This window comes from Salegentibacter mishustinae (assembly GCF_002900095.1).
Lineage (GTDB): Bacteria > Bacteroidota > Bacteroidia > Flavobacteriales > Flavobacteriaceae > Salegentibacter > Salegentibacter mishustinae.
In genome coordinates, this window is record NZ_LLKN01000001.1 from 71,670 (window position 1) to 92,876 (window position 21,207).

Sequence of the window (21,207 nt, forward strand, 5' to 3'; positions counted from 1 at the left end):
TAAGACGAATGAAGTTTAAGATAGAATCAGACTACAAACCCACCGGAGACCAGCCTAAGGCCATAGAGCAACTGGTAAATGGGATTAATAATAACGACCAGTACCAAACATTGCTGGGAGTAACAGGATCAGGTAAAACCTTTTCTGTTGCGAATGTAATTCAGGATGTGCAGAAACCTACCCTGGTGCTTGCTCACAACAAAACACTTGCAGCCCAGCTTTATTCAGAATTCAAGCAATTCTTTCCCAATAATGCTGTGGAGTATTTTGTGAGTTATTACGATTATTACCAGCCTGAAGCCTTTATTCCTACTTCGGGAACTTATATTGAAAAAGACCTTTCTATTAATGAAGAAATTGAAAAACTAAGGCTTAGTACCACTTCTTCCCTTTTAAGCGGAAGACGTGATGTGATTGTGGTTGCTTCAGTTTCCTGTTTGTATGGTATTGGTAACCCTGTGGAGTTTCGAAAAAATGTGGTTTCTATCGAACAGGATATGCAAATTTCCAGAACCAAATTTTTACATCAACTGGTACAAAGTTTATATTCCCGTACTGAAGCAGAATTCACCCATGGAAATTTCCGAATTAAAGGAGATACGGTAGATGTTTTTCCAAGCTATGCCGATAATGCTTTCAGAATTCACTTTTTTGGAGATGAAATTGAAGAAATTGAAGCTTTTGATCCGGGAACCAATGATATTATTGAGAAATATGAAAGGCTGAATATTTATCCTGCCAATATGTTCGTAACCTCGCCCGATGTGATGCAAAATGCAATTCATCATATACAGGACGATCTTGTAAAGCAAGTAGATTACTTTAGAGATATTGGCAAACATTTGGAAGCAAAACGATTGGACGAACGAACCAATTTTGACCTGGAAATGATTCGTGAGTTGGGCTATTGTTCAGGGATTGAAAACTATTCTCGTTACCTTGACGGAAGGCAACCCGGCACCAGACCTTTCTGCCTTTTAGATTATTTTCCAGATGATTTTCTAATGGTAGTTGATGAAAGTCACGTGACCATTCCACAAGTGCACGCGATGTATGGCGGGGATAGATCCAGGAAAGAAACCCTGGTAGAATATGGATTTAGGCTTCCGGCTGCAATGGATAACCGACCGCTGAAATTCGAAGAATTTGAGGCCTTACAAAACCAGGTGATTTATGTAAGTGCTACGCCGGCAGATTACGAATTACAGAAATCTGAAGGAGTATATGTAGAACAGGTAATTAGACCAACCGGACTTCTGGATCCGGTAATTGAAGTACGACCAAGCTTAAATCAAATAGACGACCTTATTGAAGAAATTCATACAAGAATCGAGAAAGACCAGAGAACGTTAGTCACCACGCTTACCAAAAGAATGGCCGAAGAATTAGCAAAATACCTAACGCGTATTGATATTAGATGTCGTTATATTCATTCTGATGTAGACACCCTGGAACGTGTAGAAATTATGCAGGATTTACGCCGCGGTTTGTTTGATGTACTTATTGGGGTAAACTTACTAAGAGAAGGACTTGACCTTCCTGAAGTTTCGCTTGTTGCCGTAATTGATGCTGATAAAGAAGGATTTTTAAGAAGTAACCGTTCCCTCACTCAGACTATTGGCCGGGCAGCCCGTCACGTAGAAGGAAAGGCGATTTTATATGCCGATAAGGTTACCGATAGTATGCAAAAAACCATTGATCAAACCGAATATCGAAGAACCAAGCAGATAAATTACAATAACGAGAATAACATTAATCCTACTCCACTCGTTAAAAAACTTGAAAACAGTACGTTAATTAAGGAAAAATTGGATGTTTATGATGCCGAAAAACCACTAACTACCAAAGCTGCTGAAGAAGAAGTTGCTTATATGAGTAAACCCGATCTGGAAAAAAGAATTCGGGAGAAAAGAAAAGCAATGGAGAAAGCGGCGAAAGATCTCGATTTTATGGCTGCAGCTAAACACCGTGATGAAATAAAAATGCTTCAGAATAAAGTTAAAGAAGCACAAGCCTAGGGAAATCCCTTATTATTGGAAGGTTTCAGCAAAAAAGATTTTCAAAAAGTATATTTAAAAATCCAAAACACGCCTAACTAAAAAACGCTTATTCCTTAACCGGTATTTTTTAGTAGGATGAAAAAGATTGTACTTTATTACTTTTTGCTTTTTGCAATCCCAGTAATTTCTCAAGTTGGTATAGGCACCACCGAACCTGGAGCTCAATTAGATATTGTGGCTACAGATAACAATAATCCATCCAAAATAGACGGGATTCTTATTCCCAGGATAAAGAAATTCCCTTCACAGGATCCCGGCATTGAACAACACGGAATGCTTATTTTTTTGAGTGAGGCTTTTAATAATTTCCCGGCAGGTTTTTATTATTGGCATCAACAAGAAGGAGAATGGAAGTCTATAGTTTCAGATGCTAAAGCAGCTAATTTCTATGAGCCAAATACCACAGAGAGTCCCGGAAATATAAATGATAATTTATTCAGAAAAGGAAATATTAGTATTGGTACTGAAAATATTGAGAGTAAACTTCAAATTGCGATAAATCCCGGTGATCCTGGCGATATTAAAAAAGGATTACAAATAGATAATAATAATCCTGAAAAAACCAGAAATACCTACGGTATAGAAATAACAAATCGCAGTAAAACTGATGCCATAAAATATGGCCTCAAATTAAATGTTTCTACAGATGGAGAGGCTGAGCGTTATGGTATTTATAATGTTACCAGTAAGGCAACGGGCAGTAGAGATATGTATGGAATATACAATAAAGTAGGACGAACAGAAGGTGCAAGCAGTGATAATTACGGTATATTTACCGAAATAGGATCATCTACGGGCAGAGGTAATATCTATGGAATTTACGCCCGGGCCGAAGGAAACTCCAGCTCAAGGGTTTTTGCCGGATATTTCGCTGGGTCTGTAGGAATAGGAAAAACACCGGCAGTAGAATATACTTTACCTGATTCCAGGGGAGAAGAAAACCAGATTTTAGTTTCAGATAATTCAGGAAAAGTTAATTGGAAACACAATCATACCCGAAATTATATAAGCACAGGAAGCCAAAGTGGGACTTACATTATTGGAGATGAAGTTTATTTCTTAAGGATTAACCCAACTATTTCATCAATTACAATTCCAGACGCATCTGCTAATAAAGGGCGGGAAATCGTTTTAATAAGTAAAGGAAGTAGTACCACGGCGCTTAATTTTGTAAACGGGGATACGCTAGACGATATCCAGGATAATAGTATTAACAGTATTAGCAATGGGGAAGTATTCACTATTCTAAGTATAGGAACCCGTTGGCTACTCCTTAGAAAATAAAAAAGCACCGCTTTCGCAGTGCTTTCCTAATCTATTAAGTTTATTAGTTTTTAGTGAACAATAATTGGATCAGCTGTTCCATCTGGATCTCCATTAACGGTGCCATCGGTAGAAGCAGGTCCTAATAGTAAAACTCCGGCTGCGTGAGGTGAAGCCATAGAAGTACCACTAATTGAATTGTAACCACCGTCTTTCCAGGTAGAATTTACAGCAACTCCTGGAGCAGCGTAATCTACCGGAGGATTTCCGTAGTTAGAAAAAGAAGCCCAGTTATCGTTAGAATCCATTGCAGAAATGGTAACGATATTTGCGCCATTAACACGAGCAGGAGAACTGGTATTAGCATCAGAACTTTCATTTCCTGCAGCAAGGGCAAATATAATTCCGTTTTCAGCAGCAGAAAGAATTGCATTATCTAAGGCATCAGAAGTTGGACCTCCAAGACTCATATTAGCAACATCTCCAGCGCTTCCATAAGCAGCAACATGGTCTACACCGGCAATTACACCAGAATAAGATCCGCTACCACGGCTATCTAGAACTTTTATTGGTATTACTGTAGCACCTGGAGCCACACCTATAACACCAATATTATTATTTAATGCAGCAATAGTTCCTGCCACGTGAGTTCCGTGTCCATTACCATCATCGGTAGACTTACCATCTCTTCCCGAAGTAAAAGCATTGAATCCTCTTGAAGCATCAACATTTAGATCTGGGTGGTCTGTATCAATTCCTGAATCAATTACCCAGGCTACATTAGAACCGGTATAAGAAGCAACACCGTTTACACGAGCAATTCCGTAAGGAGTTTCCTGGCCAGAATCTCCTCCGCTACCATCATCTCCATCGCCTGGATCACCATCACACGGCCCACCATTTGGAGTTCCACAAGGTGGAGCAAATTGCACTATTCTATCTTCTTCAATAAAAGCAATTTCTTTTTTCTTGCGTAGTGATTCTACCTGGTCAAGGTTTAATTTAAGCGCAACCCCGTTTATAGTTTTACTATAAACCGCAAGAAGTTCGGTATCAGGAATATTCGCTTCAGATAATACTTTTTTGGTAGTATTAGCTACAGCTTCCTGAGCCTTGGTATAACTTTCTGGATACTTTGAAGTAGCGTCTCCGGTTACTTTTTTATTGAAAACAACAATGTATTGGCCTTCAATAATATTTGACGAAGAGGGCGCAACCAATTCTTCATCAATTTGTTGATCTCTTTGTTCATCTTGCGAACATGAGAACAAGAAAGTGGCAACTAATGCAGTTACCGCGAGTGGTTTGAATTTGTTTAAAATCATAAATTTAAATGTTTGGTTAAAAAAAGGTTAATAGATCGACCAAATCTATCATTTTATCGACAAAAAACAAACTTTTGAATATAACAATTCATAATTTAACAAACATATGATTTCCATAATTTCTAAAATTGATACATAAAAAAAGCGCTATTTGGCATTCCAAATAGCGCTTTTTCAAATTTTAAAATCTATAAATTTTTAATCTTCAGCCTTTTCGCCTTCCCATTCCATAAATCCACCTGCAAGATTATAAGTATTCGCAAAACCCATTTGGTCTAAAATAGTACAGGCCTGTGCACTTCGTTTTCCTGAACGGCAATAGATATAATAATTTTTATCCTTATCCAGCTTTTCAACTTCATTTATAAACTCCTGACCTTTATAAAAATCAAGGTTCTTGGCACTTGGAATATAGCCATCTTCTACTTCATCCTGAGTTCTTACATCCAAAATTACGGCTTGATCATCTTTTTCCAACTTTGCTTTCCATTCTTCCTGACTAAGTTCTTTCATAAACTCCTATTTTTTCAATTCTCCCCGCTAGGGAATTCGTTATTATTTTCCATTTTATTTTACGTAAAGATATTGAAAGTTTTAAAAAATACCGACTTCAGGCCACTGGATTACACAGCGAAAATTTTAACATTTCATTTTAATTTAAATAATAAAACTGCTTTATATTTGTATGTACAAATGTTGTTGGAACAAATGAAACTTGAAGATCAATTAAAGACCAGTAATTTACCATTAGCACGAAAGTTAAGTCTTGGGATATTGGTAACCGCAAATTATATAGACGATAAGGTTGCCGAAGCACTAAAACCCTTCGATATTTCCATTCCTCAATTTAATGTGCTACGCATTTTACGCGGACAAAAAGGAAAACCGGCTAACCTAAGCACTATTCAAGAGCGGATGGTAAGTAAAATGAGTAACACTACCCGATTGGTAGATAAGTTGATCACAAAAGGTTTAGCCGAACGGGTTATTTGCGAAGCTAATCGCCGCAAGGTAGAAATTAGTATAACTAAAGAAGGGCTTCAACTTTTAAAAGAAATAGACCCCGTGGTAGATGCGGTTGAAGCAAATATGACCGAGAATTTAACTGAAGAAAACATAGAGTACATCACAAATTGCTTAAATGAAATAAGAAAATAACTATGGAAAATTATAATGAAAAACTAAACTGGAGATATGCCACCAAGAAGTTTAATCCAGAAAAATCCTTAAGTCAGGAAGATGTCAATTATTTACAAAAAAGCATCCAGCTTTCGGCTTCATCTTACGGCCTACAGCCTTACGAAGTTTTTGTTGTAACAGATAAAGAGACGAAAGAAAAACTAAAAGAAGCTGCCTGGGGCCAGTCGCAACTTACCGATGCCTCCCACGTATTTATTTTTGCAGGACTTAAAAAACTAAACGAAGATTACATAGATTCCTATTTAGAGAACATTAGTAAAATTAGAGAAGTTCAGGTTCAGGATTTAAGCGGATTAAAAGATATGCTTACTTCAAACATTTTAGGAAAACCTGAAGATCAACAAAAAATCTGGGCACAGAAGCAAACCTATATCGCATTAGGAAATTTACTTTCAGCAGCAGCCCATTTAAAGGTTGATACCTGCCCTATGGAAGGTTTTGATGCTGAAAAATTTGATGAGATACTGGGAATTTCAGGAACAAATTTAACTACCGCAGTTATTGCCACGGCTGGTTATAGAAGTGACGAAGACCAATTACAGCACGCCAAAAAAGTAAGAAAACAAGAAGAAGAATTATTCCATTTAATATAAATCAAAACTAAATTAATTAAAATCAAAAATTGTTATGAAAAAGAATCTATTTAAAGGTGCCCTTGCATCTACAGTTATCGTATCCCTTTTATCTTTTACCAATGTAAACGCACAGGAAAGTAAAGTTGAAGTAAAAGACAGCAACATAGAATGGGAAGGCGAAAAAGTAACCGGTTCTCATGAGGGAACTATAGACTTGAAAGACGGTTATTTCATTATGGAAAATGACGAGCTTAAAGGTGGTGAGTTTGTAATGGATATGACTTCTATTACGGTAACAGATCTTGAAGGTGAAGACAAAGGAAAGTTAGAAGGTCACTTAAAGTCTGATGACTTTTTTGGAGTGAATAATCACCCTACCGCTAAATTGGTAATTACCAGCGTAGCGAAGAAAAGTAACGGAACTTACGGTGTAGTTGCCGATCTTACCATTAAAGAAAAAACTAACTCCATTACTTTCGATTTAGATATGGACAATAATTCGGCTTCTACCGAATTAACCATAGACAGGTCTAAATACGATGTTCGTTATGGCTCAGGAAGTTTCTTTGATAACCTTGGAGACAAAACTATCTACGATAACTTTGAGCTGGACGTAGAATTAAAATTCTAAACTGTACCGGGAAGAAAATTGCTATTGAAAAAGAAAAATTGAATTATTATGGAAAAACAAGTAAATACCCAGGCCAGTAATATCGCCTGGAAAGGTAAAAAAGTTTTAGGATCACACTCAGGAACCATCGATTTAAAAGATGGGAAATTCAAGTTCGAAAACGATGAAATCGTAGGTGGCGAATTTGTAATGGATATGACCACTATTACGGTAACCGATCTTAAAGGTGACGATAAAGCAGGATTGGAAGGTCACTTAAATTCAGACGATTTCTTTGGCGTAGATAATCACCCAACATCAAAACTGGTAATAACCAGCGTAGCCAAAAAAGATGATGGTACTTATGGTGTGGTTGGCGATCTTACTATTAAAGAAAACACTCACCCGGTAACTTTCGATTTAGATTATAACAACAATACTGCTACTACCAAATTAACAATAGATCGTTCTAAATATAACGTGAAATACAATTCCGGTAGCTTTTTTAGCGGACTTGGAGATCAAACGATTTACGATAATTTCGATTTAAATATTGAGTTGAAATTCTAATAATTAGATTGCACAATTCCAGCCGGAAAAGTTAAATTTACTTTTCCGGCTCTTCTTTTTATAAAATCGACTTGTTTATTTAAAAGAGCTTTCTATCTTTGAAGCAATAAAAGCCAACAAATGGCATTTATTATATTTTATGAAAACAATTACAACAAATACCTGGTGGTGGAAAAATTTACGTCAAACGTCGTGAAGTAACATCGCTATAGTATATAATCTCATACAAAAGGCTTGTCTCACGACAAGCCTTTTTTTATATAAGAAATTTGAAAATTAACCTCCGCCTTCGCGGGAGCGACAGAAATAAATAATTTATGTATCAACTAAAGACCACCTATAAAAAACTCCTTGCCGATACCATTACGCCGGTGAGTGTTTATTTAAAAGTTCGGGACAAATATCCTAACAGTCTCTTGCTGGAAAGTAGTGACTACCACGCCAACGATAATAGTTTCTCGTATATATGCTGCAATCCTATCGCTTCTATTAAGATTCAAAACGAAGTGATTACCGAAGTTTTTCCTGACGGAAGTAAAAAAACAACAAAGATCACTCCTGAAGTGAACGTACCGCAGCAAATCCAGGAATTTTCAAAGCAATTTAAAACTGAAGACTCTGATTTTAAATTCATTAATAACGGACTCTTTGGCTATATCGCTTATGACGGAGTTCGGTATTTTGAAGATTTAGAGATTAAAAAGAGAAATGGTGATCTTAAACTTCCGGATATTTATTACGCGGTTTATCAAAATATCATTGCGATAAATCATTTTAATAACGAAGCCTATATTTTTGATCATAACTACGATACCGATTCAAAAATCGCTGAAATCGAGCAACTGATTAAAGTTAAGAATTTCGCAACCTATAATTTTGAACGTCAGCAGGAACCAATTTCTAACCTCACCGACGAAGAATTCAGGGAAAATGTACGCCTCGGAAAGAAACACTGCTATCGTGGGGACGTTTTTCAAATTGTACTGTCACGAAGGTTTTCTCAAAAATTCAAGGGAGATGAATTCAATGTCTACCGCGCTTTACGTAGCGTTAACCCTTCGCCCTATCTTTTCTATTTCGACTACGGAAACTTTAAAATCTTTGGAAGTTCCCCTGAAGCACAATTGGTAGTTCAGGACGGGCAGGCAGAAATCCATCCAATCGCCGGAACTTTTAAACGTACCGGAAATGATGAGGAAGATGCCGAAATAGCCAAAAGACTCGCCGCCGATGAAAAAGAAAATGCCGAACATGTGATGTTGGTAGATCTTGCTCGTAACGACTTAAGTAGACACGGGAATAATGTGAAGGTTGAAAAATATCGGGAAATTCAGTTTTTCTCCCACGTAATACACTTAGTAAGTAAAGTTACCGGCACCAAAGACTCAAAAACACCTACAATGCAGGTAGTGGCCGATACTTTTCCGGCGGGGACTTTAAGCGGGGCGCCGAAACACAGCGCGATGAAGCTGATAGAAAAATATGAAAATGTAAATCGTGATGCATACGGTGGCGCGATAGGGTTTATGGATTTCCACGGAAATTTTAACCATGCGATTATCATTAGATCTTTTGTAAGTAAAGACCACCAATTGCATTATCAAGCCGGCGCAGGTGTGGTTTCAGAATCTGTAGAAGAAAACGAATTACAGGAAGTTTATAATAAACTAGGGGCACTAACCAAGGCATTGGATATCGCTGAAGATATATAAGGAATAAAAACAATACGTCATCCTGAATTTATTTCAGAGCTTGCTCCGATATTTATTCGGAGATCTAACATATTAGAATCTGAAACGATCCCGAAGCTTCGGGACAGATTGACGCAACTTTTAGTATTAAAAACAGAATTTTACACCAGGTAGAATGAAAAAAATATTAGTTATAGATAATTACGATTCTTTTGTGTACAATCTTGTACATTATTTAGAAGAATTAGATTGTGAAGTCACGGTAATAAGAAACGACCAGTTAGAGCTGGAAGACGTGGAGAAATATGATAAGATTTTGCTTTCTCCCGGCCCCGGAATTCCCAGTGAAGCCGGATTATTAAAACCTATCATAGAAAAATATGCTTCTTCAAAAAGCATCCTGGGCGTGTGTCTCGGGCAACAAGCCATAGGTGAAGTTTTCGGCGGGACCTTGGGCAATCTGGAATCGGTTTATCACGGCATCGCCACAACGATGGATCTTTGTGTAGACGACGAACCACTTTTTAAAGATCTCCCAAAAACAATGAAGGTAGGCCGCTACCATTCCTGGGTAGTTTTAAAAGAACTCCCAGATTCTTTGGAAGCCACTTCTTACGATGAAAAAGGACAAATCATGTCTCTTCGTCACCGTGAGTTTGATGTGCGTGGAGTACAGTTTCATCCGGAATCGGTATTGACTCCAGATGGAAAAAAAATGATTCAGAATTGGGTAGAAAGCCCCTCCCCGACCCTCCCCAAAGGAGAGGGAGCTCATACCTAAAAGTAAATACCTGAGGCTATATCCAAAAGATGTTAAATGAAAGTATATTTCCCTTTCGAGGTATTTGTATGAGGGTTTAATACTTGATAATAATATTATTATAAATCACTAAATCATCTCCAAACTATTCTCCCCTTTCGGGGGATTTAGAGGGGGCTTAAATTATGAAAGAACTATTAAACAGGCTTATTAACCACGAAACCATCTCCAAAGATGAAGCGAAGCAGGCGCTTTTCAGCATTTCTAATGGAGAATATAACGAAAGTCAGATCGCTGCATTTCTCACGGTTTATATGATGCGAAGCATTACTATAGAAGAACTGGAGGGATTTCGGGATGCGCTTTTAGAACTTTGTGTAGCCATAGATTTAAGTGCTTACAATCCTATAGATCTTTGTGGAACCGGTGGTGATGGGAAAAATACATTTAATATTTCCACTACTTCCTCTTTTGTTACGGCTGGAGCGGGAGTAAATGTTGCAAAACATGGAAACTACGGAGTTTCTTCGGTAAGCGGAAGTTCAAATGTTATGGAAAGCCTGGGAATTAAATTTAGTAATGATCCCGGTTTTCTCGAAAAATGTATTGCAGAAGCAGGAATTTGTGTATTGCACGCTCCCCTATTCCACCCGGCAATGAAAAACGTGGCACCAATCAGGAAGTCGCTGGCGGTAAAGACTTTTTTCAATATGCTTGGGCCAATGGTAAATCCTGCTTTTCCGCAAAATCAGCTTGTAGGAGTTTTTAACCTGGAACTAGCGCGAATGTATGGTTACCTATATCAAAACACCGATAAGAATTTTACTATTTTGCACGCTTTAGATGGTTATGATGAAATTTCCCTTACCGGAAACACCAAAACCATTAGTAATAATTCTGAAGGAATGCTGAGCCCGGAAGATTTCGGAGTAGAATCATTAAATCAGGAAGAAATTGCCGGTGGCGGTTCTATAGAAAGTTCTGCAGAAATCTTTGTCAATATTTTAAAAGGAAAAGGTACTAAAGCACAAAATAACGTGGTTTGCGCTAACGCCGGAATGGCAATCGCCACTGCTAAACAAATTAGTGTCAAAGAAGGTTTTGAAACTGCCCGGGAATCCATAAATTCAGGGAAAGCTTTAAAAGCATTGGAGAAATTACAGGAATTGAGTAAATAATTTTTAACAACTTAGATCCTGAAACAAGTTCAGGATGACGATAGGAAAAACTAAAAACTCATAACTGAGAACTGACAACAGAAATATGAATATTCTAGATAAAATAATAGCCGATAAACATAAAGAACTGGTCTTAAAAAAACTGGTTGTTCCCGTTTCACAATTGGAACAATCGGCGCTATTTGAGCGTGAAACAGTTTCCCTGGCAGAAAAATTAAGAAGCAGTAAAACCGGAATTATTGCTGAACATAAAAGACGTTCTCCATCAAAATCGATAATTAACCAGGGGCTAAATGTTGAAGATGTAGCTAAAGGTTATGAAGATGCAGGAATTTCCGGAATGTCTGTACTTACCGATGGTAAATATTTTGGCGGATCTTTAGACGATTTACTTTATGCCCGTGCAGCGGTAAAAATGCCTTTATTGCGAAAGGAATTTATTATTGATGAATATCAACTTTTGGAAGCAAAAGCTCACGGGGCCGATGTGATCTTGCTTATCGCAGCAGTACTGGAACGGGAAGAAATTAAAAGACTGTCAGAATTTGCTAAAAGTATAGGTTTAGAAGTATTACTGGAAGTGCATAACGAAGAAGAACTGCAAAAATCTATTATGCCCAGCTTGGATATGTTGGGTGTAAATAACCGAAATTTAAAAACTTTTGAAGTCTCCACCGATATTAGTAAAGAACTTTCCGGCAAAATTCCTGAAGACTTTGTAAAAGTCTCTGAAAGCGGAATTAGCTCGGTTGAAGCAATAAAAGATTTACAGCAATTTGGCTACAAAGGCTTTTTGATCGGTGAGAATTTTATGAAAACAAATAATCCCGGGAAAGCTGCCGCTGAGTTTGTAAAAACACTGAATAAATTATAAATAAAAAAACGTCATTGCGATTCTGATGAAATCAGGAGAAGCAATCTATTGTTGGAAAGATGAAAAGCTTAAAACTCAAAATATGCGGGATGAAGCATCCCGAAAACATCAGCGAAGTTGCAAAACTTCAGCCTGATTATATGGGGTTTATTTTTTATGAAAAAACTCCCAGGTATTTCGAGGCTAAGATGCCGGAAATCTCTTCAGCAATTAAAAAAACAGGCGTTTTTGTTGATGAAGAGATCAATATTATCCTTGATAGAATTAAAGAGCACGATTTAAATGCTATTCAGTTACACGGTGAGGAAAGTGCCGCTTTTTGCGCTGAATTAAAAACCCTTTTAATCGAAACCGAGGTAGAAATCATAAAGGTATTTTCTATTAAAGACGATTTCGATTTTGAGCGCTTAAAGGAATATGAAACTGTGGTAGATTTTTTCCTTTTTGATACTAAAGGCAAAAATAAAGGCGGTAACGGAATTACTTTTAATTGGGAAGTTTTAAAGGATTATCGTTCAAAAAAACCTTTTTTCCTAAGTGGAGGAATTGGAGCGGAAGAAGTAGAAGCTATTCAAAAACTTCAAGCCTATTTTGAAGAAAATGGTGAGGAAAATTTGCTTTACGCCATAGATGTAAATAGTAAATTTGAAGAGGAAGCTGGTTGTAAGAATGTCGAAAAATTAAAAGAATTTAGAAAACAGTTTTGAGTTTTCGGGTATCTATTTTGAATTATCAGTTTGGAATTTAGAATTAAAACAACTTAGATTCTGAAATAAATTCAGAATGACGAAAGAAAAATACTAAAAATTGTCAAGTGCGATGCCCTCGCAAGAAAAATTAAGAATTGATAGTCAACCTGAACTTGTTTCAGGTTCAGGTTCAGGATATTGCAAGAATTATAATAAAATTAGTGCATTCGAAGCACTCAAATAAAACAAATAAAAATGAGCTATCAGGCTAACGAAAAAGGATATTACGGTGATTTTGGGGGAGCTTTTATTCCCGAAATGCTCTATCCCAATGTAGAGGAATTGCGTTCGCAATACCTGGAGATTATGAAAGAGGAATCTTTTCAGAAAGAATTTAAAGATCTGTTACGGGATTATGTAGGGCGTCCAACACCTCTTTATTATGCTAAGCGTTTTAGCGAAAAGTACAATACAAAAATATACCTGAAACGCGAAGATCTTTGCCATACAGGTGCTCATAAGGTAAATAACACCGTTGGTCAAATTTTAATGGCAAAACGCCTTGGTAAAGACCGTATAATCGCTGAAACCGGCGCAGGTCAGCACGGTGTAGCTACGGCTACTGTTTGCGCGCTTATGGGCATTGAATGTATTGTCTATATGGGCGAAATTGATATTGAACGGCAAGCGCCAAACGTTGCCAGAATGAAGATGCTTGGAGCCAAAGTAGTTCCGGCAAAATCGGGAAGCCGAACTTTAAAAGATGCCACGAACGAGGCGATTCGCGATTGGATCAACAACCCGCTGGATACTCATTACATCATTGGTTCTGTGGTTGGGCCGCATCCCTACCCCGATATGGTAGCTAGATTTCAGGCGGTGATTTCTGAAGAAATTAAAGTTCAGCTAAAAGAAAAAGAAAATCGGGAGAATCCTGATTATGTAGTGGCTTGTGTAGGTGGAGGAAGTAATGCAGCTGGAATTTACTATCATTATTTAGACAATCCAGAAGTTGGAATTATTGCGGTGGAAGCAGCCGGAAAAGGCATACAAAGCGGTGAAAGTGCTGCAACCTCAGCTTTAGGAAAAGAAGGTATTATTCACGGTAGTAAAACCCTGCTTATGCAAACCGACGACGGACAAATTACTGAGCCGTATTCCATTTCTGCCGGACTTGACTATCCTGGTGTGGGGCCAATGCACGCCAATTTATTTAGAAGTGGACGAGGAGAGTTTATTTCCATAACCGATAAAGCGGCTATGGATGCCGGCCAGGAACTTGCAAAATTAGAAGGGATTATTCCGGCTATCGAGACTTCTCACGCCCTGGCGATTTTTGAAGACCGAAAATTTAAAAAAGATGATGTAATAGTGATCAATCTTTCGGGCCGTGGCGATAAAGATTTGAGTACGTATATTGATTATTTCGGTTTGTAAAAAGCCCCCTAGCCCCCGAAGGGGGAATTATTATAAAAGTTAAAATTATGAGTTATCGTCAACCCGATTTTGATTGAGATCTAGTTATTTCAAAATCTAAACGAGTTAGATTCTGAAATGAATTCAGAATGTCGATTTATAACAATATTGAAAATGAACAGAATAAATAAAAAACTTCAGGAAGAGCAAAAGATGCTTTCTATCTATTTTACCGCCGGTTATCCTGAACCCGAAGATACAGTTCCCATTATTAAGGATTTAGAAAAAAACGGGGTGGATTTTATTGAAATCGGTCTGCCTTTTAGCGATCCCCTGGCTGATGGTCCAACAATTCAGGAGAGTTCTACCAAAGCATTAAAAAGTGGAATGACCACCAATAAACTCTTCGAACAGCTTAAAGGAATTAGGAACTCAGTGGAAATACCTCTGGTGATTATGGGATACTTTAATCCAATTCTTCAGTATGGTGTTGAGAAATTCTGTAAAAAATGCGCTGAAACCGGGATTGACGGACTTATAATCCCGGACCTTCCGGTAGATGTTTATAATGAAGAATATAAGACGATTTTCGAAGAAAATGGGCTTCAGAATATTTTCCTGATAACACCACAAACTTCTGAAGAGCGTATTCGCTTTATAGATTCGGTTTCCAACGGATTTATTTATATGGTTAGTACCGCTAGTGTTACCGGTTCTACTTCCGGATTTAGTGAGGAAACCAGGGATTATTTTAAAAGGATTTCAGCAATGAAACTTCAAAATCCGCAAATTGTAGGTTTTGGAATTAGCGACGAAGAAATCTTCAACCAGGCCACCGAATATGCCAAAGGCGCCATTATTGGGTCGGCGTTTATTAAACACCTCAACGCTAATGGAAAAAAGAATATAGGCGATTTCGTGAAAAGCATCAGGCCGGTTTAACCTAATTCTAACATGGACTTGGCAGGTTTTAAGATTCTGAATTCTTATCTTAGTAATTGAACCTAAAAAACAGCAATTATGGGCGGTCCAATTGAAGATAATAAAAGAAAGAGAGAGAAAGATCAAAAAAATCCAGTTAACCCAACCGGGAAAACTGATAAACAGACCAACGAGGTTGATATCGATGAAAAAACCATAAAAGACCAACAAAATAAAAAGTAATTTATGGGACGTGGAGATAGAAAAACGAAACGAGGAAAAATTGCGATCGGTACTCATGGAAAATTAAGACCTAAACGTAAAAAGTTTAAGGTAAAACCAACCACCATGGCCGAACAGGAAAAGAAAGAGTTACAGTAGTTGTAAGTTGACTACGTCTTGAAACCCTGAATTTGAAAGTTTTTTACTTTTAGATTCAGGGTTTTTGTTTTTAGTCATTGCGAGGAGACGCAGTCTACGTGGTGGATTCGGTTGTCAGTTGTGAGTTCTCGGTTTGTTGTTTGTTCTTTGGGTTTTATTGTTTCGGATGGCGGGTTTAAAATTCCCTGAATTCTGCCTCTATATTTTTTCTCTCTTTTATTACCTATTCACTTGTAACTCTTCACCAAAAAACAAAAAGCCACGAATACACGAATATTTTGGATCTTCATTGCGAGGAGACGCAGTCGACGTGGTAATCTGTTATTTGTGGATTCGGTTGTCAGTTGTGAGTTGTCGGTTTTTTGTTTGTTCTTTGGGTTTTATTGTTTCGGATTGCGGGTTTAAAATTCCCCGAATTCTGCCTCTTTATTCTCTTCTCTTGACTCTTCACTTTTCACTTTTAACTTCACAGCACTTCTCGATACATTCCGACATTCGTCGGGAAACTCGAAGTGACGGAGGAAACATAAACACAGATTGCAACACTCATTCCTCGATCTCAATACCGGAGACCTACTTCAAAACCACTCTCTGTACTGCATTACTCTAAAATCTACGGTATTGAAATCCTTATCCCTTTGTTTTAGTTGTTTATAAAGCTCCATACTGCCAATAGCTCGATTAGCCGAACCCGAAGGTGCGGTTAGGGATACCGTTTTTATAAGTCGGCCGTTTAAGACAAACTGGTGAATTCTGGGCACCTCGTTAGAAATCACTTTTAACCGAATATCACTTCCTACTTCTTTTAGATGTCTTCTAAAGAAATATTCAGGGCCATTCTTGGAATTTCCGCCGGTAAAAAGCAGGGTTTCTATTTTTGGATATTCTTCTAAAATCCCCAGCATATTTCTAAGTTCAACCTTCTGCATCCCAAGATCGGAAGCATCTACCTTTTCCCTCCTACTGCTTTCTACCATATCGCAGATACCAATGCCTCTTTCTATAAGGAAGTCTTTACGTTGCTGTATAGCTGCTTCCGTAGTTTCAAATTTGAGATCGAGTTTAAATATATTATCTAGAACGATCCATAAAAGTCCGTCACGGCTACCATAGCAAAAGTTCACGTCTCCTTCCTTAAATTCCCCTCTCGTAAATCTTGGAGGCGGTAATGTGCCTACAATTAGTTTTGTAGCATTTTCCGGAATAAAAGGTTTAAAAGGGTGTGTGTGGTGAAACATTGTGCTTCGCGGTATTTTTTTGGGGGTTTGTTGTTTATTGTTTGCTTTAAGTTTTAAACCGGCCTACCGAAAATTTATCATAAAATTTGAAGTGATGGCACCGTAAAATTTTAGGTTGTTTGAGCTAAAGATATTTCTTTATTCAGGTGAATTCTTATAGCGAGTTCCTAAAATTTAGGTGCCGAACGATAAATTTAGATAAAGTTTCGTAAGCCTAGATTTTTTTTGTTCTTTTTTCATCAATGGAAAAAAGAACAAGCAATAATTATTTATAAGAGAATTTAGTTACATTTTATTTAAGTTTAATTACCATATCATCAGCAAAAACCATGGTGCCTTCTTTGTGGATTATTTCATCTATTTCGCCTTCTTTATTCGCGGTGATAGTGGTTTCCATTTTCATGGCTTCGATTACGAATAGTGGTTCATTCTTTTTCACTTTTTGTCCTTTTTCGACTAAAATTGAAGAAATAGAACCCTGAATTGGAGCGCCTACTTCTTTATCGTTCGATTTATCGATCTTTTGGTGAACCACTTTTTCAACCTTAACCGACTTATCCTGAATTTTTACCGTTCTGGTCTGTCCGTTTACTTTAAAAAACGCATCTACGAGTCCATCTTCATCTGCAGTTCCCACCGATAAGAATTCGATAAGTAGCGTTTTTCCTTTATCCATTTCAACGGTAATCTCTTCTCCGGGTTGCATTCCGTAGAAGAAATTAGGAGTCGGAATATTCATTACCTCTCCAAATTTTCGGTAATGATTAAAATATTCGGTAAATACTTTTGGATATAATTTATACGAAAGGAAATCGGTCATTTCCAGTTTTCGGCCCATTCCTTCTTTAAAAATATCGCAGAATTCTTTAAATTCCTTTTCAAAATCTATAGGTTCCAAATGCGCATTTGGCCTGTCGGTATAAGGTTTTTGATCCTTTAAGATGATCTTTTGCACCTCAGCGGGAAAACCGCCGTGAGGTTGCCCTAAATCGCCTCTAAAGAAATTCACCACCGACTGCGGGAAGGAAAGGTTTTCGCCCTTTTCCATTACATCTTCTATACTCAAATTATTACTCACCAGGTATTGCGCCATATCGCCCACCACCTTACTACTTGGCGTTACCTTAATAATATCTCCAAAAAGTTTATTCACCTTAGAATACATTGCGGTGATCTCGTGAAACCTGGAAGCCAGGCCTAAAGATTCGGCTTGCGGTTTTAGGTTAGAATATTGCCCACCGGGAATTTCGTGTTTGTAAACATCGGCAGTACCGGCTTTGAGTCCGCTTTCAAACGGGAAATAATACTTTCTTACCGCTTCCCAATAATGCGAATACTCATTAAGCTTTTCCATATTGAAATCGGCTTTGCGCTCGCCAGATTTCGTCATTTCCACCAGGGAATTAAAATTAGGCTGCGAGGTAAGTCCCGAAAGTCCGCCCAGCGCAACATCTACCACATCTACCCCAGCCTCTATGGCCTTTAAATAAGTAGCCGCCTGTATAGACGAAGTATCGTGGGTATGCAAATGCACCGGAATATTGATCTCCGCTTTTAAGGCGGAAACCAGCTCGCCGGCAGCGTAAGGTTTTAGCAGCCCGGCCATATCTTTGATCGCTAAAATATGTGCCCCTGCATTTTCAATATCTTTTGCCAACTGAAGATAATAGTCCAAGTTATACTTACTGTTTTTGTCAAGTATATCGCCGGTATAGCAAATTGAAGCTTCCGCAAGGCCAGAAGTATTCTTACGTACATATTCAATACAGGGTGCGATAGATTTCATCCAATTCAGGGAATCAAAAATCCTAAAAATATCTACCCCGTTTTCCCAGGCTTCAGCTACGAATTTTTCGATTAAATTATCGGGATAAGCGGTATAGCCAACTCCGTTTGAGCCTCGCATTAGCATTTGCAGCAAGATATTTGGCATCGCTTTCCGCAGTAATTGCAAACGTTCCCAGGGGTTTTCTTTTAAAAATCTAAGGCAAACATCAAAAGTAGCGCCTCCCCAAACTTCCATACTAAATGTTTCGGGATGATTTTTGGCAAAACCTTCAGCCACTTTTAGCATATCTGTACTTCGCATCCTGGTGGCCAGTAAGCTTTGGTGCGCATCTCTAAAAGTAGTATCGGTAAAATGAATCTTTTTTTCATTCTTCAACCATTCGGCAAACTTCTCTGGGCCAAGTTCGGTAAGCAAATTTTTGGTTCCTTTTGGGTATGCCGCATTTCGATCAAAAGCAGGAACATCGGCTTTTATAAGTTTTGGCTTTTCTATTATTTCCTTTACATCGGGATTTCCGTTGACCACTACATCACCCAGAAATTCAACCATCCTGGTGGCGCGGTTTCGGGTTTCTTTCAGTTTAAATAAATCGGGATTATTGGCGATAAAATTCACCGTTACGCTACCCTCCCTAAATTTTTCATGCTGAAGAATATTATCTAAAAACGGAATATTAGTTTTTACGCCCCTAATTCTGAATTCAGCTAAAGCCCGACGCATTTTACGGCACGCACCGTCTAAAGTTCTACCGCTAGCAGAAACTTTTACCAGCATAGAATCAAAGAAAGGTGAAATGGTCACGCCCTGGTACAAACTACCGGCGTCGAGCCTAATTCCAAATCCGGAAGCACTTCTATAGGTAGTAATTGTACCATAATCAGGTTGAAAATCGTTGGCGGGATCTTCGGTAGTAATTCTACATTGCAGGGCAAATCCGTTTGTGCTAAGCGAAGCCTGATCTTTAATTTTTATCTGCTCGTCACTTAGTTTATATCCACCGGCAATAAACAACTGTGCTTTAACCAGGTCTATTCCCGTTACCACTTCGGTCACGGTATGTTCTACCTGGATTCGTGGATTTACCTCAATAAAGTATATACTACCATCGTGATCTACCAGAAATTCGACTGTACCAATATTATTATAATTCACCGCTTTACAAATATTCACGGCATACTCATAAAGTTTCTCCTTGGTGATTTGATCTAAATTATACGAAGGTGCAAATTCAATCACCTTTTGGTAGCGACGTTGCACCGAGCAATCCCGCTCAAAAAGGTGTACCATATTCCCGTGGTTATCTCCCACGATCTGGATCTCAATATGCTTCGGATTTTCAATAAATTTTTCAATAAAAACGGTATCATCTCCAAAGGCATTAAGTGCCTCGCGTTTAGATTCTGAAAAAGCCTTTCTTAATTCAGCTTCTTCTCTAAGCACTCGCATTCCACGGCCTCCACCACCGCTGGCGGCTTTCAGCATAATTGGATAGCCTATTCGGTTGGCTTCTTCTATGGCAATATCCAGACTTTCCAGGTCTTTCTCGTTACTCTGAATCACCGGAACATTGTTTTTTACCGCTACTGTTTTCGCGGTTACTTTATCACCCAGGCTTTTTAATACTGAAACTTCAGGCCCAATAAAAATAATGTTGTTGTCTTTACAGGCTTGTGCAAAATCGGCGTTTTCAGAAAGAAATCCGTACCCGGGATGAATAGCATCAGCACCCACCTCTTTGGCGGTGTTAATTATCGCATCTATATCCAGGTAAGGTTTTAAGGGCTCCTTATCGGGGCCTATTTGATAAGATTCATCGGCCTTGTAGCGGTGCAGGGAGTAGCGATCTTCAAAGGTAAAAATTCCTACCGTTCTAATTCCTATTTCGGTGCAGGCTCTAAAAATTCGAATCGCGATTTCCCCACGATTGGCCACCAATACTTTTTGAATCTTCATTTTTTTAATTGAGTTAGTTAGCAATAGTTAGTTGTTGCCGTAAACTATTAAAACATTCAGAAGAAAAGGTGGTTTGTTATGCTAAAATTTATATAAAAGTTTTTCGGTTTTGGGTTCTCGGTTGTCGGTTGTCGGATTTTCGTTTGTTGCTTGTGGTTTGGTGTTTCGCATTGCGCTTCATTGCGAGGACTACGGTAGCGGGACGTGGCAATCTGTTCTGGAACAGTTGTGAGTTGTCGGATTTAAAAATCCCCTGACTTCTGCATCTTTATTCTTTTCTCTCTTCTCCTACTTCTTCACTTTTAACTCTTCACTATTCACTTTTAACAAAAAAGCACTTATCGATACTAGCGCGTCAGTTCGAGTGGCGGTATTTGATCGAAAGCGAGAATAACGACGTATCGAGAAAGGTTTGAAATTCGAACCACAAAGCACTTCTCGATACTTCCGACTCACGTCGAAAACTCGAAGTGACAATGAAACTGGTTTCAGTAATGGCTTCGTTATCGATACTGGCCCGTCAGTTCGAGTGGCGGTATTTGAGCGAAAGCGAGAATAACGACGTATTGAGAACAGTTTGACGTTCCAACCACAAAGCACTTCTCGATACTTCCGACTCACATCGGAAACTCGAAGTGACAGTGAAACTGGTTTCAGTAATGGCTTCGTTATCGATACTAGCGTGTCAGTTCGAGTGGCGGTATTTGAGCGAAA

General features: G+C 38.3%; 19 protein-coding genes. 15 read left to right on the forward strand and 4 right to left on the reverse strand.

The window, feature by feature from the left end; all coding sequences use genetic code 11:
• Positions 1–8: 8 nt before the first annotated feature.
• A complete protein-coding gene (gene uvrB / locus APB85_RS00380) occupies positions 9–2,018 on the forward strand; it encodes an excinuclease ABC subunit UvrB (RefSeq protein WP_057480183.1) in 2,010 nt (669 codons plus the stop codon).
• Positions 2,019–2,135: 117 nt separating this feature from the next.
• A complete protein-coding gene (locus APB85_RS00385) occupies positions 2,136–3,344 on the forward strand; it encodes a hypothetical protein (protein ID WP_057480184.1) in 1,209 nt (402 codons plus the stop codon).
• Between the two features lie 50 nt (positions 3,345–3,394).
• On the opposite strand, the gene APB85_RS00390 is transcribed toward APB85_RS00385, so the two are convergent.
• Both APB85_RS00390 and APB85_RS00395 read right to left on the reverse strand, forming a co-directional pair.
• Positions 3,395–4,648: a S8 family peptidase gene (locus APB85_RS00390; RefSeq protein WP_057480185.1), complete on the reverse strand. Its 1,254-nt coding sequence runs from the start codon at positions 4,646–4,648 to the stop codon at positions 3,395–3,397.
• 198 nt (positions 4,649–4,846) lie between these two features.
• Positions 4,847–5,161 carry a rhodanese-like domain-containing protein gene (locus APB85_RS00395; protein ID WP_057480186.1) on the reverse strand — a complete coding sequence of 105 codons (315 nt, stop codon included), beginning with the start codon at positions 5,159–5,161 and terminating at the stop codon, positions 4,847–4,849.
• A 195-nt stretch (positions 5,162–5,356) separates the two neighbouring features.
• On the opposite strand from APB85_RS00395, the gene APB85_RS00400 reads away from it, so the two are divergent.
• From APB85_RS00400 to APB85_RS00455, 13 genes are all read left to right on the forward strand, one after another.
• Positions 5,357–5,806, forward strand: a complete 450-nt coding sequence (locus tag APB85_RS00400; RefSeq protein WP_057480641.1) for a MarR family winged helix-turn-helix transcriptional regulator — start codon at positions 5,357–5,359, stop codon at positions 5,804–5,806.
• Positions 5,807–5,808: 2 nt separating this feature from the next.
• Entirely contained in the window at positions 5,809–6,441 is a 633-nt protein-coding gene (locus APB85_RS00405; protein WP_057480187.1) for an NAD(P)H-dependent oxidoreductase, read from the forward strand.
• A 34-nt stretch (positions 6,442–6,475) separates the two neighbouring features.
• Positions 6,476–7,054, forward strand: coding sequence for a YceI family protein (locus tag APB85_RS00410; protein ID WP_057480188.1), 579 nt, complete (start codon positions 6,476–6,478; stop codon positions 7,052–7,054).
• 48 nt (positions 7,055–7,102) lie between these two features.
• Complete coding sequence (locus APB85_RS00415) at positions 7,103–7,603, forward strand: YceI family protein (RefSeq protein WP_057480189.1); 501 nt, start codon at positions 7,103–7,105, stop codon at positions 7,601–7,603.
• A gap of 317 nt (positions 7,604–7,920) precedes the next feature.
• Positions 7,921–9,315, forward strand: a complete 1,395-nt coding sequence (locus APB85_RS00420) for an anthranilate synthase component I family protein (protein ID WP_057480190.1) — start codon at positions 7,921–7,923, stop codon at positions 9,313–9,315.
• Positions 9,316–9,469: 154 nt separating this feature from the next.
• Positions 9,470–10,075, forward strand: coding sequence for an anthranilate synthase component II (locus APB85_RS00425; protein ID WP_057480191.1), 606 nt, complete (start codon positions 9,470–9,472; stop codon positions 10,073–10,075).
• 164 nt (positions 10,076–10,239) lie between these two features.
• Positions 10,240–11,232 (forward strand): anthranilate phosphoribosyltransferase, encoded by a 993-nt coding sequence (gene trpD, locus APB85_RS00430; RefSeq protein WP_057480192.1) that lies wholly within the window; start codon positions 10,240–10,242, stop codon positions 11,230–11,232.
• Between the two features lie 85 nt (positions 11,233–11,317).
• Positions 11,318–12,106, forward strand: a complete 789-nt coding sequence (gene trpC / locus APB85_RS00435; protein WP_057480193.1) for an indole-3-glycerol phosphate synthase TrpC — start codon at positions 11,318–11,320, stop codon at positions 12,104–12,106.
• 89 nt (positions 12,107–12,195) lie between these two features.
• Positions 12,196–12,813, forward strand: coding sequence for a phosphoribosylanthranilate isomerase (locus APB85_RS00440; protein ID WP_057480194.1), 618 nt, complete (start codon positions 12,196–12,198; stop codon positions 12,811–12,813).
• Between the two features lie 237 nt (positions 12,814–13,050).
• Positions 13,051–14,232, forward strand: coding sequence for a tryptophan synthase subunit beta (gene trpB, locus APB85_RS00445; protein ID WP_057480195.1), 1,182 nt, complete (start codon positions 13,051–13,053; stop codon positions 14,230–14,232).
• A gap of 153 nt (positions 14,233–14,385) precedes the next feature.
• Positions 14,386–15,153, forward strand: coding sequence for a tryptophan synthase subunit alpha (gene trpA / locus APB85_RS00450; RefSeq protein ID WP_057480196.1), 768 nt, complete (start codon positions 14,386–14,388; stop codon positions 15,151–15,153).
• Between the two features lie 78 nt (positions 15,154–15,231).
• Positions 15,232–15,375 (forward strand): hypothetical protein, encoded by a 144-nt coding sequence (locus tag APB85_RS17230; RefSeq protein WP_169929143.1) that lies wholly within the window; start codon positions 15,232–15,234, stop codon positions 15,373–15,375.
• A 3-nt stretch (positions 15,376–15,378) separates the two neighbouring features.
• Positions 15,379–15,513 carry a 30S ribosomal protein THX gene (locus APB85_RS00455; protein ID WP_063870557.1) on the forward strand — a complete coding sequence of 45 codons (135 nt, stop codon included), beginning with the start codon at positions 15,379–15,381 and terminating at the stop codon, positions 15,511–15,513.
• A gap of 578 nt (positions 15,514–16,091) precedes the next feature.
• Here the strand turns inward: APB85_RS00455 and APB85_RS00460 are convergent.
• Positions 16,092–16,751, reverse strand: coding sequence for a uracil-DNA glycosylase family protein (locus APB85_RS00460; protein WP_057480197.1), 660 nt, complete (start codon positions 16,749–16,751; stop codon positions 16,092–16,094).
• A gap of 292 nt (positions 16,752–17,043) precedes the next feature.
• Positions 17,044–20,493, reverse strand: a complete 3,450-nt coding sequence (locus APB85_RS00465; protein ID WP_057480198.1) for a pyruvate carboxylase — start codon at positions 20,491–20,493, stop codon at positions 17,044–17,046.
• Between the last annotated feature and the right edge of the window lie 714 nt (positions 20,494–21,207).

What these genes read in the sequence shown, in the direction of transcription:
- uvrB (WP_057480183.1), top strand. Translation starts at nt 9, where the DNA reads ATGAAGTTTAAGATAGAATCAGACTACAAACCCACCGGAGACCAGCCT.
- APB85_RS00385 (WP_057480184.1), top strand. Translation starts at nt 2,136, where the DNA reads ATGAAAAAGATTGTACTTTATTACTTTTTGCTTTTTGCAATCCCAGTA.
- APB85_RS00390 (WP_057480185.1), bottom strand. Translation starts at nt 4,648, where the DNA reads ATGATTTTAAACAAATTCAAACCACTCGCGGTAACTGCATTAGTTGCC.
- APB85_RS00395 (WP_057480186.1), bottom strand. Translation starts at nt 5,161, where the DNA reads ATGAAAGAACTTAGTCAGGAAGAATGGAAAGCAAAGTTGGAAAAAGAT.
- APB85_RS00400 (WP_057480641.1), top strand. Translation starts at nt 5,357, where the DNA reads ATGAAACTTGAAGATCAATTAAAGACCAGTAATTTACCATTAGCACGA.
- APB85_RS00405 (WP_057480187.1), top strand. Translation starts at nt 5,809, where the DNA reads ATGGAAAATTATAATGAAAAACTAAACTGGAGATATGCCACCAAGAAG.
- APB85_RS00410 (WP_057480188.1), top strand. Translation starts at nt 6,476, where the DNA reads ATGAAAAAGAATCTATTTAAAGGTGCCCTTGCATCTACAGTTATCGTA.
- APB85_RS00415 (WP_057480189.1), top strand. Translation starts at nt 7,103, where the DNA reads ATGGAAAAACAAGTAAATACCCAGGCCAGTAATATCGCCTGGAAAGGT.
- APB85_RS00420 (WP_057480190.1), top strand. Translation starts at nt 7,921, where the DNA reads ATGTATCAACTAAAGACCACCTATAAAAAACTCCTTGCCGATACCATT.
- APB85_RS00425 (WP_057480191.1), top strand. Translation starts at nt 9,470, where the DNA reads ATGAAAAAAATATTAGTTATAGATAATTACGATTCTTTTGTGTACAAT.
- trpD (WP_057480192.1), top strand. Translation starts at nt 10,240, where the DNA reads ATGAAAGAACTATTAAACAGGCTTATTAACCACGAAACCATCTCCAAA.
- trpC (WP_057480193.1), top strand. Translation starts at nt 11,318, where the DNA reads ATGAATATTCTAGATAAAATAATAGCCGATAAACATAAAGAACTGGTC.
- APB85_RS00440 (WP_057480194.1), top strand. Translation starts at nt 12,196, where the DNA reads ATGAAGCATCCCGAAAACATCAGCGAAGTTGCAAAACTTCAGCCTGAT.
- trpB (WP_057480195.1), top strand. Translation starts at nt 13,051, where the DNA reads ATGAGCTATCAGGCTAACGAAAAAGGATATTACGGTGATTTTGGGGGA.
- trpA (WP_057480196.1), top strand. Translation starts at nt 14,386, where the DNA reads ATGAACAGAATAAATAAAAAACTTCAGGAAGAGCAAAAGATGCTTTCT.
- APB85_RS17230 (WP_169929143.1), top strand. Translation starts at nt 15,232, where the DNA reads ATGGGCGGTCCAATTGAAGATAATAAAAGAAAGAGAGAGAAAGATCAA.
- APB85_RS00455 (WP_063870557.1), top strand. Translation starts at nt 15,379, where the DNA reads ATGGGACGTGGAGATAGAAAAACGAAACGAGGAAAAATTGCGATCGGT.
- APB85_RS00460 (WP_057480197.1), bottom strand. Translation starts at nt 16,751, where the DNA reads ATGTTTCACCACACACACCCTTTTAAACCTTTTATTCCGGAAAATGCT.
- APB85_RS00465 (WP_057480198.1), bottom strand. Translation starts at nt 20,493, where the DNA reads ATGAAGATTCAAAAAGTATTGGTGGCCAATCGTGGGGAAATCGCGATT.